The sequence below is a fragment of the Roseibium litorale genome, assembly GCF_014842915.1.
In the GTDB taxonomy this organism is placed as follows: domain Bacteria; phylum Pseudomonadota; class Alphaproteobacteria; order Rhizobiales; family Stappiaceae; genus Roseibium; species Roseibium litorale.
This window is the reverse complement of the sequence record NZ_JACYXI010000015.1, coordinates 50,255-64,342: the sequence shown is the minus strand read 5'-3', so window position 1 is coordinate 64,342 and position 14,088 is coordinate 50,255. Positions and strand designations below refer to the sequence as shown.

The window sequence follows — 14,088 nt, the reverse complement described above, 5'->3', positions numbered from 1 at the left end:
CCGGCACCTCAGAAACGCAGTTTCTTGACCTGCTTGACATGGGAAACCGCAGACAGGCGGTTAAGAACCTCCTGCGGCACCTCTCCGTCGACCTCGACAAGGCAGATCGCATCCTTGCCCGGAGCCGTTCGGCCAAGGTTGAAGGTTGCGATGTTGATACCGCTGTCGCCCAGCTCCATGCCAAGGCGGCCAATGAAACCCGGCTTGTCCTCGTTGGTGATGTAAAGCATGTAGGGGCCGAGTTCAGCCTCCATATTGATGCCCTTCACCTGAATGATGCGCGGCTTGCCATCCTCGAACACTGTCCCGGCGACGGACCGTTCCTGGGTTTCGGTCACCAGCGTCAGCCGGATATAGGTCTCGAAGGCCCCCTTCTGCTCACGGCGGGTTTCTTCCACCTCGATCCCGCGTTCACGGGCAACCACAGGGGCGGAGACCATGTTGACGGTCTGCAACAGAGGGGTCAGCACCCCGGTCAGCGCCGCCGAGGTCAAAGCCCGGGTGTTGAGGTCCGCAACGGCACCGGCATATTCCAGACGGATGGTCTTGATCCCGCTTTCGGTCAGCTGGCCTGCAAACAGACCAAGCTGCTCCGCCAGCCTGACAAAAGGTGTAAGCTTCGGCGCCTCGTCAGCCGAGATAGACGGCATGTTCAGGGCGTTGGACACCGCCCCATGCAGCAGATAGTCGCACATCTGTTCGGCGACCTGCAGAGCGACATTCTCCTGCGCTTCGCTGGTTGACGCTCCCAGATGCGGCGTTGAGACAAAGTTGCGCGCGCCAAAAAGCACATTTTCCTTTGCCGGTTCCTCGACAAACACGTCAAACCCTGCCCCTGCCAGCTTGCCGCTGTCCAGTGCATCGCGCACAGCCTGCTCATCGGCGAGACCCCCACGGGCGCAGTTGATCAGATAGGCCCCGGTCTTCATCTTGGCGATGGCAGCCGCATCGATGATGTTGCGGGTCTTGTCCGTCAGCGGCGTGTGCAGCGTGATGAAGTCAGCCCGGCGCAGCAACTCGTCCAGTTCAACCTTTTCGACGCCAAGAATAGAAGCCCGTTCAGGTGTCAGGAATGGGTCAAACGCAACCACCTTCATCCGCAATCCTATAGCCCGGTCGGCAACGATGGAGCCGATGTTGCCGCAACCGATCAGGCCAAGCGTCTTGGAGGTGATTTCCACTCCCATGAAGCCGGACTTTTCCCACTTCCCAGCCTGGGTTGAGGCGTCGGCGGCCGGGATCTGGCGGGCAAGCGAGAACATCATCGCAATCGCGTGTTCCGCCGTCGTGATGGCGTTGCCGAAGGGGGTGTTCATCACAATGATGCCCCGGGCCGTGGCCTTCGTGATATCGACATTGTCGACACCGATGCCCGCGCGGCCGATCACTTTCAGCCGGGAAGCCGCAGCGATGATCTTTTCCGTGACCTTGGTCGCAGAGCGGATCGCAAGCCCGTCATACTGATCGATGACCGACAACAGCCGGTCTTTGTCCTTGCCGAGATCGGGCTGAAAATCGACGTCGATACCGCGGTCCTTGAAGATCTGGACCGCCGCGTCGGACAGCTTGTCCGAAATGAGAACTCTGGGTGCCATGTTCGTACCTGAAAGTTAGCGCAACCAGCGCAGCATATTGGGAAAGGGGTCGACACCCTCTTCGGCCGCCAGCCTCGGCTCGTAACACATGCCGTAGTACTGAAGCAGGGGAACACCGACATAGCGGCCGGCCGAGAAATTCTCGATCAGCGCGTCGGCACCGCCCTTGTAGCCATCGGGGTGAAAGACGACCTCAACGGAAATCTCGAGATGGCGGGCAGCCGCATAGGACCACGCAAGTGTCGCCATCTCATCGCCAGGCTGAGGATCCAGTTTCTCCAGCTGCCGTTCTTCAGGGGACGCGACAGCCACGTGCCCTGCCTCATGCAGCAGATCGCCCGGATACAGCAGGCGTTTCTCGTCAACAATCAGCTCGCCGAACCGGATATCAATTCCGGGCAGAAACGTCGGATCCGGCAGATCGGCCAGATGCACCGGTATTCCTATGTCCTGCACGAATCCCGCAAGCTTGGCGCTTAGCGGATCGGCGAGCATCACTCAGGCCGCCTTGACCGCTGACGCGGCAGCCTCGGCAAAGGCCCAATCGAGCCAGCCGAACAAGGCCTCGAGATCGGACGTCTCGATGGTTGCACCGGCCCAGATACGAAGGCCGGAGGGAGCATCCCTGTATGCTCCAATATCATAGGCGACACCTTCCGCAGCCAGTTTGGAAACAATCGCCTTGGCAATCGCATCCTGCTCCGCATCAGGCAGAGCCGTGACGGCGGGATCCACCACCCGAAGGCAGATGGACGTATTAGAGCGCGTTTCCGGCTCCACAGCTAGAAAATCAACCCACGGGGTCCGCTCAACCCAGGCCGTCACAGCCGCAAGGTTGCGGTCAGCCCGGCCGATCAGCCCCTCCAGACCACCGATGGACTTCGCCCACAGCAGAGCATCAAGATAATCCTCGACGCAGAGCATGGACGGGGTGTTGATGGTTTCGCCCTTGAAGATGCCTTCGATCAGCTTGCCGCCCTTGGTCATGCGGAAGATCTTCGGCATCGGCCAGTCAGGCGTGTAGCTTTCCAGCCGCTCGACAGCACGCGGACTGAGGATCAGCATGCCATGCGCGCCCTCCCCGCCCAATGCCTTCTGCCAGGAGAAGGTCACGACGTCGAGCTTGGAGAAGTCGAGGTTCTGGGCGAACGCCGCGGAGGTGGCATCACAAATGGTAAGGCCTTCCCGATCGGCCGGGATCCAGTCGCCATTGGGAACACGCACGCCAGAGGTCGTGCCGTTCCAGGTGAAGACAACATCGTGAGAAAAATCGATCTGGGACAGATCCGGAAGGAGACCGTAATCAGCCTCGAACTTGCGGACATTGTCGAGTTTCAGCTGCTTGACGACGTCGGTAATCCAGCCGGAACCGAAGCTTTCCCAGGCGAGCATGTCGACCGGGCGCGCGCCGAGCAGCGACCAGAGCGCCATCTCAACAGCGCCCGTGTCGGACGCCGGAACGATACCGATACGATAATCTGCCGGAACCTGGAGAACCTCACGGGTCAGGTCTATTGCCTGCTCCAGCTTGGTCTTGCCGATCTTGGCGCGGTGGGAGCGGCCAAGCGGCGCGTCGGCCAGGCCTTCAAGAGACCAGCCGGGACGCTTTGCGCAGGGACCGGAAGAAAAATTGGGATTGGCCGGACGCTGGTCCGGCTTGGCATGTGCAGTCGTCATAAATTCTACCCTCTCAGATAGCAGCCCCTCGGTGGGGAGGAGTGGCCCACTGACCGGCATATGCCTGTTGCCAGGCTCCGTCAAATAGTTTCGTGAGGGGTAGCCTTACTGTAACAAAAAGGCCGGACAGATTGCCCGGCCTTTCCGATCCAGAAAGATCTGAATTTCTTAGAAGTTGCTCGTCAGCGGCTGGCTGGACGGATAGTAAGCCGGCGCCGGAGCCGCTGCGGCATAGCTGTCAAACTTGTAGCGCACGCCAAGGCGGATTTCGTGAGCCGTCAGATCCTTGAAGGTCGAGCGGGTCTGACCGGAACCGGTGTTGTAGTACTTCACGGTCTTGGCCGTGCCGAGATCGCGGTACTGGTAACCAGCATCAATGCTCCAGTTCGGCGTAACCGCATAGGACGCACCAGCCATCAGGGCCCAGGCCAGGTTCCACTCACCATGGCGGCCATCATAACGAGTGGTCGCGCCGCCCGGGTTTTCGGAGATGGTGTTGTTTGTGCTGACATAGGCAGCACCGATGCCGGCACCGACATAAGGCGTGATGTTATTCCAGGTACCAATGTCGACATAGCCGTTCAGCATGACGGTCCAGACATCCACATCCGTGCTTTCACGCGAGAAGCCACCGCTACAGGTGCCGCAAACGGCGTAGCCGCGGGTCTTGGACGGAGTTTCATAGTCGAGCGTAATGTCACTGCGGAAATAATCAGTGAACTGATAGCCAACGCCGACGCCAACCATCCAGGCATCATCCATGCTTTCACGCTGGTAGCGCAGGTTGCCGACGACGGAGTCGTTGAAGCTGCCATCGGGATCGCCGTAGAATTTGTAACCGATATCCCCGCGCAGGTACCAGCCGCCAGAGGCCGGGATTTCCGGGGCGTATTCAATCACCGGAGCCGGCAAGTCCGCTGCCCAGGCTGCGCTGGAAACAAGTGCTGCAGCGCCTGCCAAAGACAATCGCTTTAAAAATGTGACCATGTCCTCGTCCTTTTACATCAGGCGACCGCGTCTGATTGCGGGCCGTTCGAGATTAATCTCGTTAAGGATGCCGGAAATGTCTTAAGCTTGATTTAACCCTGTTTCTTAACTGTGTTTTTTTACGTAAATATTGCGTTAACAGCCACAAGCTTACGTAATGAAAATTTAATAAAATACCCTGCCTGACCAAAGTCAGACAGGGCAAAGGAACCCCAAGGCGGATTAGTCCGTGTCAGGCGGCAGACTTGGCGACGACGTCGACAATGTCATTCACCACCTGATTGACAAGCGCCGCGTCATCCCCCTCTGCCATCACACGGATAAGCGGCTCCGTTCCAGAGGCACGGATCACAAGACGGCCGGAATTTCCGAGACGGTTCTCGCCATCCCTGATCGCTTCCTGCACGGTTTTCTGCTCCAGCGGCGCTCCACCGGCATAGCGGACGTTCTTGAGCACCTGCGGCACAGGATCAAAGCGGCGGCAAACTTCCGAGACCGGGCGCCCCTGATCCTTGACACAGGCCATCACCTGCAGGGCCGCAATCAGCCCATCGCCGGTGGTCGCGAAGTCCGACAGAACGATGTGGCCGGACTGCTCGCCGCCAACATTGTAGCCATTCGCCCTCATGTGCTCGACCACATAGCGGTCCCCGACCTTGGTCCGGGCAAGAGACAGCCCAAGACCGCCAAGGTAACGTTCGAGACCGAGGTTGGACATGACCGTCGCGACAATACCAGGCTGAGACAGCCGGTCATGCGCCTGCCAGGACTGGGCAACCACCGCCATGAGCTGATCGCCGTCGATTGTTTCGCCGTTTTCGTCAACAATGATCACCCGGTCGGCATCGCCGTCGAGCGCAATACCGATATCGGCCCTCACCTCGTGGACCCGCCGCGCCAGTGCGTCTGTCGACGTGGATCCGCAGTCCTTGTTGATGTTGTAGCCATCCGGCGTCACGCCATGGGGGATGACATCGGCCCCGAGCTCCCAGAGGGCCTCGGGCGCCACCTTGTATGCAGCTCCATTCGCGCAGTCGATCACGACCCGCAAGCCTTCCAGGCTCATTTCACGCGGCAATGTACGCTTGGCAAATTCGATATAGCGCTGCTGTGCGCCATCGATGCGCTTGGCCCGGCCAAGATCGCGCGGCCCAGACAGGCTGGCTGTCATATCGCTGACAGCAAGACGCTCTATTTCGCTTTCGATCGCATCGCTCAGCTTGAAGCCATCGGGACCAAAGAACTTGATGCCGTTGTCCTGAAACGGATTGTGGGAGGCGGAAATCATCACGCCAAGGTCAGCACGCAGCGAACGGGTCAGCATAGCAACGGAGGGCGTAGGCATCGGACCGAGCAGAAACACATCCATGCCGACCGATGTGAAGCCGGCAACCAGCGCGTTTTCGATCATGTACCCGGAAAGACGGGTGTCCTTGCCGATCACGACACGATGCTTGTGTCCGCCGGTCTTGAAGGCAAGACCGGCGGCCATACCGACCTTGAGAGCCATCTCGGCCGTCATCGGGAATGTGTTTGCCTGGCCGCGGATGCCATCGGTTCCGAAGAACTTGCGCATGGGTTCAGATCGCCTTTTTCATTGATTTCAGCACCCTTTTAGACCTTATCGGCAGAGTGTGCGGTTCAAAATTTGTGAGCGAATGTTACCATCCGTTCCTTAAAAAAATGCCCGGCAAAAGCCGGGCATCGCGTTTTCCAACTCTGCGGATCGGATCAGGCCTGAGGCTGAGGCGCCATGCCGCCGGGAGCTTCGTCTCCACCGCGCTTCAGGCCCGTCGGCGGGACCGCCGAAGACCGGCCGATCGGCTGATCATCACCGGTATCACGCACCGGAGGCTTGCCGTCGAGCAGGTTCTTGATCTCTTCGCCAGAGAGGGTTTCGTATTCGAGTAGACCCTTGGCGATCGTGTGAAGCTGATCCTCATGGTCACCCAGGATCCTCTTGGCGGTCTCATAGCCCTGATTGACGAAAGACTTGATCTCCGCGTCAACGACCTTCTGGGTTTCATCAGATACGTGCTGGTTCTTCGCAACGGAGTGCCCCAGGAAGACTTCTTCCTGATTCTCACCGTAGAGAAGCGGACCGAGCTTGTCGGACATACCAAACTGAGTCGCCATCGCACGAGCCAGCTTGGTTGCCATCTGGATATCCCCGGAAGCACCGGAGGTGACCTTCTCATACCCGAAGATCATTTCTTCAGCCACACGGCCACCCATGGCAACGGCTAGATCGGCCTTGCACTTGGCACGGGTCAGAGAGACTTGATCCTTCTCAGGCAGACGCATCACCATACCCAGCGCACGGCCACGCGGAATGATCGTCGCCTTGTGGATCGGATCGGAAGCAGCCTGATGGAGGGCAACCAGGGCATGACCGGCTTCATGATAAGCTGTCAGCTTCTTTTCTTCTTCGGTCATGACCAGGGTACGGCGCTCCGCGCCCATCATGACCTTGTCCTTGGCATCCTCGAACTCAGCCATGGTGACCAGACGCTTGGAGCGGCGGGCCGCCAGAAGAGCCGCTTCGTTAACGAGGTTCATCAGATCCGCGCCAGAAAAGCCGGGGGTTCCGCGTGCGAGCGTCTTCACATCGACATCCGGAGCCAGCGGCACCTTGCGCATGTGAACCTTGAGAATCTTTTCGCGCCCCGTGATATCCGGATTCGGAACAACGATCTGGCGGTCGAAACGGCCCGGGCGCAGCAAGGCCGGATCGAGAACGTCCGGACGGTTGGTCGCGGCGATAATAATGATGCCTTCGTTCGGCTCGAAACCATCCATCTCGACCAGAAGCTGGTTCAGGGTCTGCTCACGTTCATCGTTCCCGCCGCCGAGGCCTGCGCCGCGATGGCGGCCAACGGCGTCGATTTCGTCGATGAAGATGATGCAAGGCGCATTCTTCTTGGCCTGCTCGAACATGTCACGGACACGGGATGCACCAACACCAACGAACATTTCAACGAAGTCAGAACCGGAGATGGTGAAGAACGGAACATTTGCCTCGCCAGCAACAGCACGGGCTGTCAGCGTCTTACCGGTGCCCGGAGGACCGACAAGCAGAACGCCGCGCGGGATCCGGCCACCAAGACGCTGGAACTTCTGCGGGTCGCGCAGAAACTCGACGATTTCCTGGAGATCTTCCTTGGCCTCGTCGATACCGGCAACATCCTCAAAGGTCACCCGGCCATGGGCTTCCGTCAGCAGCTTGGCCTTGGACTTTCCAAAACCCATCGCCTTGCCGCCTGAACCCTGCATCTGGCGCATCAGGAAAATCCAGATCCCAAGAATGACCAGCATCGGCAGCCAGTTGAACAGCAGGCTGACGAGAGAATTGTTATCTGCGGGCGGGCGGGCCGTAACCGTCACGCCCTTGTTGCTGAGCGCATCGACATATTGCGCACCATCAGGCGCGTAAGTCTGGAACGTGCCGCCAGAGGTGTAATGACCCAGCACCTGCTGTGACTGGATCGTCACATCCTTGACTTCGCCTCGCTCAACGGAACTGAGAAACTGGGAGAATGGTATCTCGGATGCCGTGGTCCGCTGTCCAGATCCCTGGAACAGCTGGAACAGGGCGATCAGCAGGACTGCAATGATCACCCATAAAGCGAGGTTGCGGAAATTTGCGTTCATCTCGATCCCTTGGCCGCAAGACGCGGAAACTATGCGAGGGGTTTGTTCTTGATGTTCAAGATAGGTTGCTGAACCGCCTCTGCCAAGGCGTTGCGCCACTGTGGCCCTCTTGAACTGACTTTTTTCTTAAACTCTAGCGAAAAACAACGAGGCAAAATGGCTCTTCCTTGCATTGGCCGACCCAAGTTCGTCTTCCTGCTTGTCATTTGAGCGGCCTGAACCGGAATCGCCCTGCCCAGCCGTCCGCAACATAAAGCTCTGGAACCTGTAAAAGTTCCCTGCTGTTCCAGACCGCCGGAGCCGTCCTGAATGCCGCCTTCGGCCACCCGTCCGGCCAATGAATTGGCACAGCGGGACCCGGAGCATCGGCCAGCGCCCCGAAATACAAGTCCGGGCCTGGCGTTTCTCCGCAAGCTGCGCAGCTGTACCGGCCGTCCCAGGTTTGCGGCGCGCCCTGCACCAGCGGGACCGGCGGAGCCAGGGCACGGCCCGCCTCACGCCAAATTGATAGCCGCTTCTTCGCCAGGTCCAGGACTGCGCCGTTTAAAGTGAGCCGGACCGGCTTCCCTTTGCAAAGGCGGCAATCCGCACCCTCCAGTTTTTCAAGCCGGGGCCCGACGGCCCGGTTGGAGACCCTTGCAGTAAGCCGCGACAAAAGGCGCAGGCGGATTTCTTCGGGCAACGGCACGTAATCTGTCAATGCGAGCTGCAACGGACCAGCCGCATGAGCCTCTACAGCAGAGACCTCAACCGAAGAGACCCAGCTTTCGAGCGCTTCATCCGCTCTTCTCATGTTTTGGGCGGTCCTGGCGATACGTTCCCGGTCGAGCCCCTCAGACGCCAGATGATCCGCCATCTGGCGAAGGCGGACCCGCTTGTAGGCAGGATTGCTGTTGGACGGATCCTCAACCCACGCAATCCCCGCGGAGCGGAGGGTTGCAACGAGCCGTGCCTTGGGAAGAGACAAAAATGGCCTGAAAATCTGCAGCCCTTCCGGTCCGTGGTCTTGACAGGCAGACATGGCGCCCAATCCCGTAACGCCGCTTCCGCGGGTCAGGCGGTCGAGAAAAGTTTCGGCCTGATCATCAAGATGATGCGCCAACACCAACGTACGGGTTCCCCGGAGCTCCATCGCTTCACGGAAAAGACGGTAACGTGCCTTGCGGGCTTCGCTTTGAATGTTCGAGACAGGTTTCCCGCCTGTCCAGAGAAGCGTTTCATGCTCGATATCAAGCGACCGGCAGTGGCTGGCGACCATTTCCGCTTCGGCAGCGCTCTCAGGTCTCAGACCGTGGTCGACGGTCAGAACATACAGCGCGCCTCCCCAGCCGTTTCTGCCACGCCAATCTGCAAGCGCATGCAGCAAACAGAGAGAGTCAGCACCTCCGGAAACACCCAGTGCAAGTGATGAGGCGGATTTCAGAGAAAAGAAAAGCTGGTCAAATTCGCGAGCGTCGAGCGGAGCCTCACTGGCCGGAAAGCCATCAGTATCAGGAGTTTCCGGCATGGCTCGACGTCACGAGCATTTCGCGCGGCGGCGCTCGTCGCGGGCCTGCTCAAGAACAGCTGGCGCGGCATTCGGATATTTCGACTGCAATTCGGAGAAAGTCGCGCAGGCGGCATCCCGCTCGCCAAGTCCTGCCAGAGAAACCCCGAGCTTCAACAGGCTGTCAGCGCTCTTGTCGCTGCCCGGATGCTCGGTATAGGTCTTCAGGAATGCATCCGCGGCTTCCCGGAATTTCCGCTGGGCAAGCAGGCTTTCCCCCAGCCAGTACTGGGCACTCGGCACCAGGCGGTCCTGAGGATAAAGCTGCAGAAAGGACTGGAAACCTGCGGCGGCAGAGGCATAGTCGCCGTTGACTGCCTGGCTGTATGCCCTGTTGTAGTCCTCGCGGGGGTCTCCCGTGCTGCTGGACAGCCCGGCGATCTCATCAGCGGCCTTTGCCGTTCCCGCGTCCTGGTTCAGGCCAGGAACACCTTGCAGACCGCCGCCGGCCAGCTGGGACAGATCGATCGGCCCATTGCCAAGCGGAGCGGGCTGCTCGTCATTGGAATACCCGCCCGAAGCCGACCATTCCGCATCTCCCCCGCCCCCCAGGGATCCGAGAGTTTGTGGACCAGGGGCAAGCCCCTGGTTCTGGTCAGCTCCTTGCGGCTGACCGAGGTCTGAACGTTTTCCGGCCGCCGGACGGTTGGCGTTGCCAGCTCCGCCTTCAAGCTGCTGGAACCGGTACTCGTTGTCTTCCTGCATACGGCGCATCTGATCCTGGATCTCGCGCATCTGATAGCTCAGCTGCTCCAGCTGACCAGTCAGGTTCCGCATGCGGTCTTCGAGCTCATTCAATCGAACGGCTGAATCATCGCTTTTACGGCCAAAAATCTGGGCTTCAGACGGGGCCGAATAAAGAACGGCCATCAGCGCCGCGGCAAGGAGGATCGTCAATCCTCGAAGTTTCGCCATGCTCTTCCTCCGACGTGACAAAGAGGACACGACCATCGTGCCCCTTACCTGGCTTCGATACCACAGAGTGCAGTGACTTCGGCCAAATTTTGACGAATACACTGAATTTTCAAAGAAACTGCAAGTGAACAGGCCGGGTCCGTGGTTTCCATGAAAAAAGGGGCCGGATTTTCTCCGGCCCCTTTCAAAAATCTCACACCAGTCCAGCGGATCAGTTGATCGCGTTGTCCAGAACAGTCACAGCGCGGCGGTTCTGAGACCAGCAGCTGTTGTCGTTACAAACAGCGACCGGACGCTCCTTGCCATAGGAAATGGTCTTGATCCGGGACGGATTGACACCACGGGCGACTAGATAATCGCGGGCAGCCGTTGCACGGCGCGCACCCAGAGCAATGTTATACTGTCGCGTGCCGCGCTCATCAGCGTGACCTTCGACGGTGATGCTGTAGCGCGAGTACTGGCCCAACCACTGCGCCTGCTTGTCCAGGGTTGCCTTGGCCTGGGAATTGATCGTGGACTGATCTTCTTCGAAGAAGATACGGTCGCCGACGTTGACCACGAAGTCCTGGCCGGACCCAGGTGTTGCGTTGCCCGCGCCACCGTTCAGCCCGTCCGGGTTGGTCTGCGCACAGGCAGCCATGAACAAAAGCGCACCGAGCGCTGCACCGATCTTCGCACCGCGTGCGAAAGTCCCCATTTCAAACATCTGAATTCTCCTATCCCCACCGGCCCCGACAGGGAAAACAATCTCTAACCAAGGATGGTTAATGCCCGCTTTTGAAACATGGTTAGCGAAACCTTAACCGGTAAATTCCGTCTGGCTCAACACCTACCGGATCAAAGACCTCACCCGGTTGAGGTGAAGGTCTTTGACTGCCTCCGCAGAGGCGTTAGTCGATGAGGGGCGACCAGGACGGGTCTGATGCGAACGCTGGCGTCTGAATACGCTGCTCGTTGTATCCTGTCAGGTCCACTGTCCAGACCTGAGGACCGCCATTCGCACCTGGCGTGTCACGGAAGAACACCAGCACACGGCCATTCGGCGCCCAGGCCGGACCTTCGTTGTGATATCCTTCAGTCAGAATGCGCTCACCCTTTCCATCCGGCTTCATCACACCGATCATGAACCGGCCCTGATGCTGCTTGGTGAAGGCGATGAGATCGCCGCGTGGAGACCAGACCGGCGTTGAATAACGGCCCGGGCCGAACGAGATGCGCTGCGCGTTCGATCCGTCCGAATTCATTACGTAGAGCTGCTGAGTGCCGCCACGGTCGGATTCGAACACCACCTGACTGCCGTCCGGGGAGAACGAGGGACTGGTGTCGATCGCGGCCGTATTGGTCAGACGCGTGGTCTTGCGGGACCTCAGATCCATCGTGAAGATGTTCGCGTTCCCGCCCTGCTCAAGACTCATCACCACTTTCTGCCCATCGGGCGAAAAGCGCGGTGCGAAGGTCATGCCCGGGAAGTTGCCGACAATCTCGCGCTGCCCCGTCTCGATGTTCAGCAGATAGACACTCGGTTCGGCCCCGCCGTAGGACATATAGGTAATTTCCTGCGTCGTCGGCGAGAAACGCGGGGTCAGAACGAGGTCATCGCCCCGTGTCAGGTAACGCACGTTGAAGCCGTCCTGATCCATGATGGCCAGACGCTTCATACGCTTGTCCTTCGGCCCCGTTTCATCAACATAGACGATGCGGGTATCGAAATAGCCCTTTTCACCGGTCAGACGCTCATAGATCGCATCCGCGATGATATGCGCCAGACGGCGCCAGTTTTCGGGCGTCGTGTAAAACTGCTGACCCAGCATCTGCTCGGAGGCGAACACATCCCAAAGCCGGAACTCTGCCCGCAGCCGTCCATCGTTCTGCTTGACCACGGAGCCGGACACCAGAGCCTGGGCCCCGATCGTCCGCCAGTCACCGAAACGGGGCGTGGTGCTGACACCCATATTGGTCTGGATGAAGCTCGCCGGATCGAGCGGCAGGAACAAGCCCGACCGCTTGAGGTCTGCCGAGATGACTGCGGTCATGTCCGCAGACAGCTTGGGATCCCCCCCCTCAGCCGTGAAAGACGGCAAGGCGATTGGCATCGGCTCAACATTGCCCTGGGTAATGTCGATCTCGATCAGGGCATGCGCAGGCGCAGCAGCGCAAAGAAACGCCCCAACAGACATCACACATGCGGCAAACATCCCGGCCACCCGGGATTTGAGACGGGCAACACTCGGCAGGTCGCTCATTGGCATCGGCTCCTTGTGTCCACTCACTGAAATCACCCGCCGATCATTTCGCGCGGATCAAAGTTGATGATGACTTCCTTCCAGGCATCGTATTTCTGGATCGGAAGCGAATAGGGGGCGCAGCGCATCACCGCACGGACCGCACTGGACGCGGCGGCGCGGAAACCAGGCGCACTGCTGGAATTCAGAACCTCAGGGCTGCCCTGAACTTCGCCGCTCTCGCTCAGGCTGAATTGAAGCCGGACCTTCAGGTCCTCGGCTCCGATCGCACCGACAGGCGGGCTCCAGCACCGGGCAATCATGCCGCGCAGAGCATCCAGTTCAGACTGGGTCATCTGCACATGCTGCTCCCCCTTCGGGCTGCCAAGGGATGCGGGCTGTGTCGACTGCGACCCCCCACCTGCCGGCTCCACCTTGTTCAGGAGGGCCGCGATCTGGTTGGTGTTGAAGTCCTTTTTGGGCTGCTGCTGCGCGGTCTGGGTCTGCTGAACCGGCTTGGGTGGCTTGGGCTTGGTCTTAGGCGCAACGCTGGTCAGGATTTCCTTCGGCTCCTCGACAGGGGCCGGTTCCGGCTCCTTGGGGGGCGTTGGGGCTTCCGCCACCGGCTTGGGTTCCTGCTTCGGCTCCTTGGGAGGCGCAGGCGTTGCAGCCGGTGCGGGCGGTTCCTTGGGCTCGGGCTTCTTCGGCTCCGGCTTTTTCGGCTCAGGTTCCGGGGTTGGCGCAGGAGTTGGCGGCGGGGTACTGGCCTGAGCTGTCTTTGCCTCTCCAGGCGCATCGTCCGGCTTCGGCGTTTCCTGCTTGGGCTTTTCGACCGGCTTGGTGGACGGAACTTCGCGGATTTCCTTCGCGTCCTTCTCGCCCTTCTGTAGCCTGGTCAGCTCGGAAATCGGCACCAGGTCAACAGGCAGGGAATCCACCGGCTTGACGTCAAAAGTCTTCGCATCCGGAAAGGCGATAAGCCCCCAGAGGAGGAGAGCCGTATGCCCGGCCAAGGATGCAATAAGACCTGCACGCATAGAGCGTCACGAATTCCGTTCTTCGAGAGTGACAAGACCGAGCCGCTTGAACCCTGCGGCATTGATCCGGCCCATGAGCTTCATCATCATGCCGTAGTCGGCATTCTGGTCGCCGCGCACATAGATGCGCTCTTCATAACCGTTTGCGGCAATCGCCTTGAGTTTTGGCACGACCTCTTCCAGCGGGATTTCCGTTTCCTGGATAAAGATCTGGCCATCGGAGTTCACCGATATGGTGATCGGTTCCTTGTCCCCCTCCAGGGCCTTGGCCTGGGTTTCGGGGAGATCAATCGGAACGCCAACCGTCAACAGCGGCGCCGCCACCATGAAGATGATGAGCAGCACGAGCATGACGTCGACCATCGGCGTCACGTTGATTTCGCTAACCGGCTGGTTGCGGCGTCTGCGACGGCCGCGCCGTCCGCCGCCACCCGCGCCTCCGAGCTGCATGCCCATGG

The 14,088-nt window shown here is 59.6% G+C and carries 12 protein-coding genes; all 12 read right to left on the bottom strand.

The genetic code is table 11. From position 1 onward, the window contains the following. Positions 1-8 precede the first annotated feature (8 nt). Entirely contained in the window at positions 9-1,595 is a 1,587-nt protein-coding gene (serA, locus tag IG616_RS19500; protein WP_192150005.1) for a phosphoglycerate dehydrogenase, read from the bottom strand. Between the two features lie 15 nt (positions 1,596-1,610). Beyond that, the gene (locus tag IG616_RS19495) at positions 1,611-2,093 is read right to left on the bottom strand and encodes a hypothetical protein (protein ID WP_209007790.1); all 483 of its coding nucleotides are present in this window, start codon (positions 2,091-2,093) and stop codon (positions 1,611-1,613) included. Next, a complete protein-coding gene (locus IG616_RS19490) occupies positions 2,094-3,272 on the bottom strand; it encodes a phosphoserine transaminase (RefSeq protein ID WP_192150003.1) in 1,179 nt (392 codons plus the stop codon). Positions 3,273-3,440: 168 nt separating this feature from the next. After that, a complete protein-coding gene (locus IG616_RS19485; protein WP_192150001.1) occupies positions 3,441-4,259 on the bottom strand; it encodes an outer membrane protein in 819 nt (272 codons plus the stop codon). A gap of 232 nt (positions 4,260-4,491) precedes the next feature. Further along, positions 4,492-5,835: a phosphoglucosamine mutase gene (gene glmM, locus IG616_RS19480; RefSeq protein ID WP_192149999.1), complete on the bottom strand. Its 1,344-nt coding sequence runs from the start codon at positions 5,833-5,835 to the stop codon at positions 4,492-4,494. 155 nt (positions 5,836-5,990) lie between these two features. Beyond that, the gene (gene ftsH, locus IG616_RS19475) at positions 5,991-7,910 is read right to left on the bottom strand and encodes an ATP-dependent zinc metalloprotease FtsH (protein WP_192149997.1); all 1,920 of its coding nucleotides are present in this window, start codon (positions 7,908-7,910) and stop codon (positions 5,991-5,993) included. 202 nt (positions 7,911-8,112) lie between these two features. After that, the gene (gene tilS, locus IG616_RS19470) at positions 8,113-9,417 is read right to left on the bottom strand and encodes a tRNA lysidine(34) synthetase TilS (RefSeq protein WP_192149995.1); all 1,305 of its coding nucleotides are present in this window, start codon (positions 9,415-9,417) and stop codon (positions 8,113-8,115) included. A gap of 9 nt (positions 9,418-9,426) precedes the next feature. Continuing rightward, positions 9,427-10,371: a tol-pal system protein YbgF gene (ybgF, locus tag IG616_RS19465; protein ID WP_192149992.1), complete on the bottom strand. Its 945-nt coding sequence runs from the start codon at positions 10,369-10,371 to the stop codon at positions 9,427-9,429. A gap of 211 nt (positions 10,372-10,582) precedes the next feature. Next, positions 10,583-11,077 (bottom strand): peptidoglycan-associated lipoprotein Pal, encoded by a 495-nt coding sequence (pal, locus tag IG616_RS19460; protein WP_425504200.1) that lies wholly within the window; start codon positions 11,075-11,077, stop codon positions 10,583-10,585. A 184-nt stretch (positions 11,078-11,261) separates the two neighbouring features. Next, positions 11,262-12,566 carry a Tol-Pal system beta propeller repeat protein TolB gene (tolB, locus tag IG616_RS19455; RefSeq protein ID WP_246476331.1) on the bottom strand — a complete coding sequence of 435 codons (1,305 nt, stop codon included), beginning with the start codon at positions 12,564-12,566 and terminating at the stop codon, positions 11,262-11,264. Between the two features lie 80 nt (positions 12,567-12,646). Beyond that, entirely contained in the window at positions 12,647-13,630 is a 984-nt protein-coding gene (locus IG616_RS19450; RefSeq protein WP_192149988.1) for a cell envelope biogenesis protein TolA, read from the bottom strand. Between the two features lie 6 nt (positions 13,631-13,636). Then, positions 13,637-14,086, bottom strand: coding sequence for a protein TolR (gene tolR / locus IG616_RS19445; protein ID WP_192149986.1), 450 nt, complete (start codon positions 14,084-14,086; stop codon positions 13,637-13,639). Positions 14,087-14,088 lie beyond the last annotated feature (2 nt).

What these genes read in the sequence shown, in the direction of transcription:
- tilS (WP_192149995.1), bottom strand. Translation starts at nt 9,417, where the DNA reads ATGCCGGAAACTCCTGATACTGATGGCTTTCCGGCCAGTGAGGCTCCG.
- ybgF (WP_192149992.1), bottom strand. Translation starts at nt 10,371, where the DNA reads ATGGCGAAACTTCGAGGATTGACGATCCTCCTTGCCGCGGCGCTGATG.
- serA (WP_192150005.1), bottom strand. Translation starts at nt 1,595, where the DNA reads ATGGCACCCAGAGTTCTCATTTCGGACAAGCTGTCCGACGCGGCGGTC.
- tolB (WP_246476331.1), bottom strand. Translation starts at nt 12,566, where the DNA reads ATGTTTGCCGCATGTGTGATGTCTGTTGGGGCGTTTCTTTGCGCTGCT.
- pal (WP_425504200.1), bottom strand. Translation starts at nt 11,077, where the DNA reads ATGTTTGAAATGGGGACTTTCGCACGCGGTGCGAAGATCGGTGCAGCG.
- ftsH (WP_192149997.1), bottom strand. Translation starts at nt 7,910, where the DNA reads ATGAACGCAAATTTCCGCAACCTCGCTTTATGGGTGATCATTGCAGTC.
- tolR (WP_192149986.1), bottom strand. Translation starts at nt 14,086, where the DNA reads ATGGGCATGCAGCTCGGAGGCGCGGGTGGCGGCGGACGGCGCGGCCGT.
- IG616_RS19485 (WP_192150001.1), bottom strand. Translation starts at nt 4,259, where the DNA reads ATGGTCACATTTTTAAAGCGATTGTCTTTGGCAGGCGCTGCAGCACTT.
- IG616_RS19490 (WP_192150003.1), bottom strand. Translation starts at nt 3,272, where the DNA reads ATGACGACTGCACATGCCAAGCCGGACCAGCGTCCGGCCAATCCCAAT.
- glmM (WP_192149999.1), bottom strand. Translation starts at nt 5,835, where the DNA reads ATGCGCAAGTTCTTCGGAACCGATGGCATCCGCGGCCAGGCAAACACA.
- IG616_RS19450 (WP_192149988.1), bottom strand. Translation starts at nt 13,630, where the DNA reads ATGCGTGCAGGTCTTATTGCATCCTTGGCCGGGCATACGGCTCTCCTC.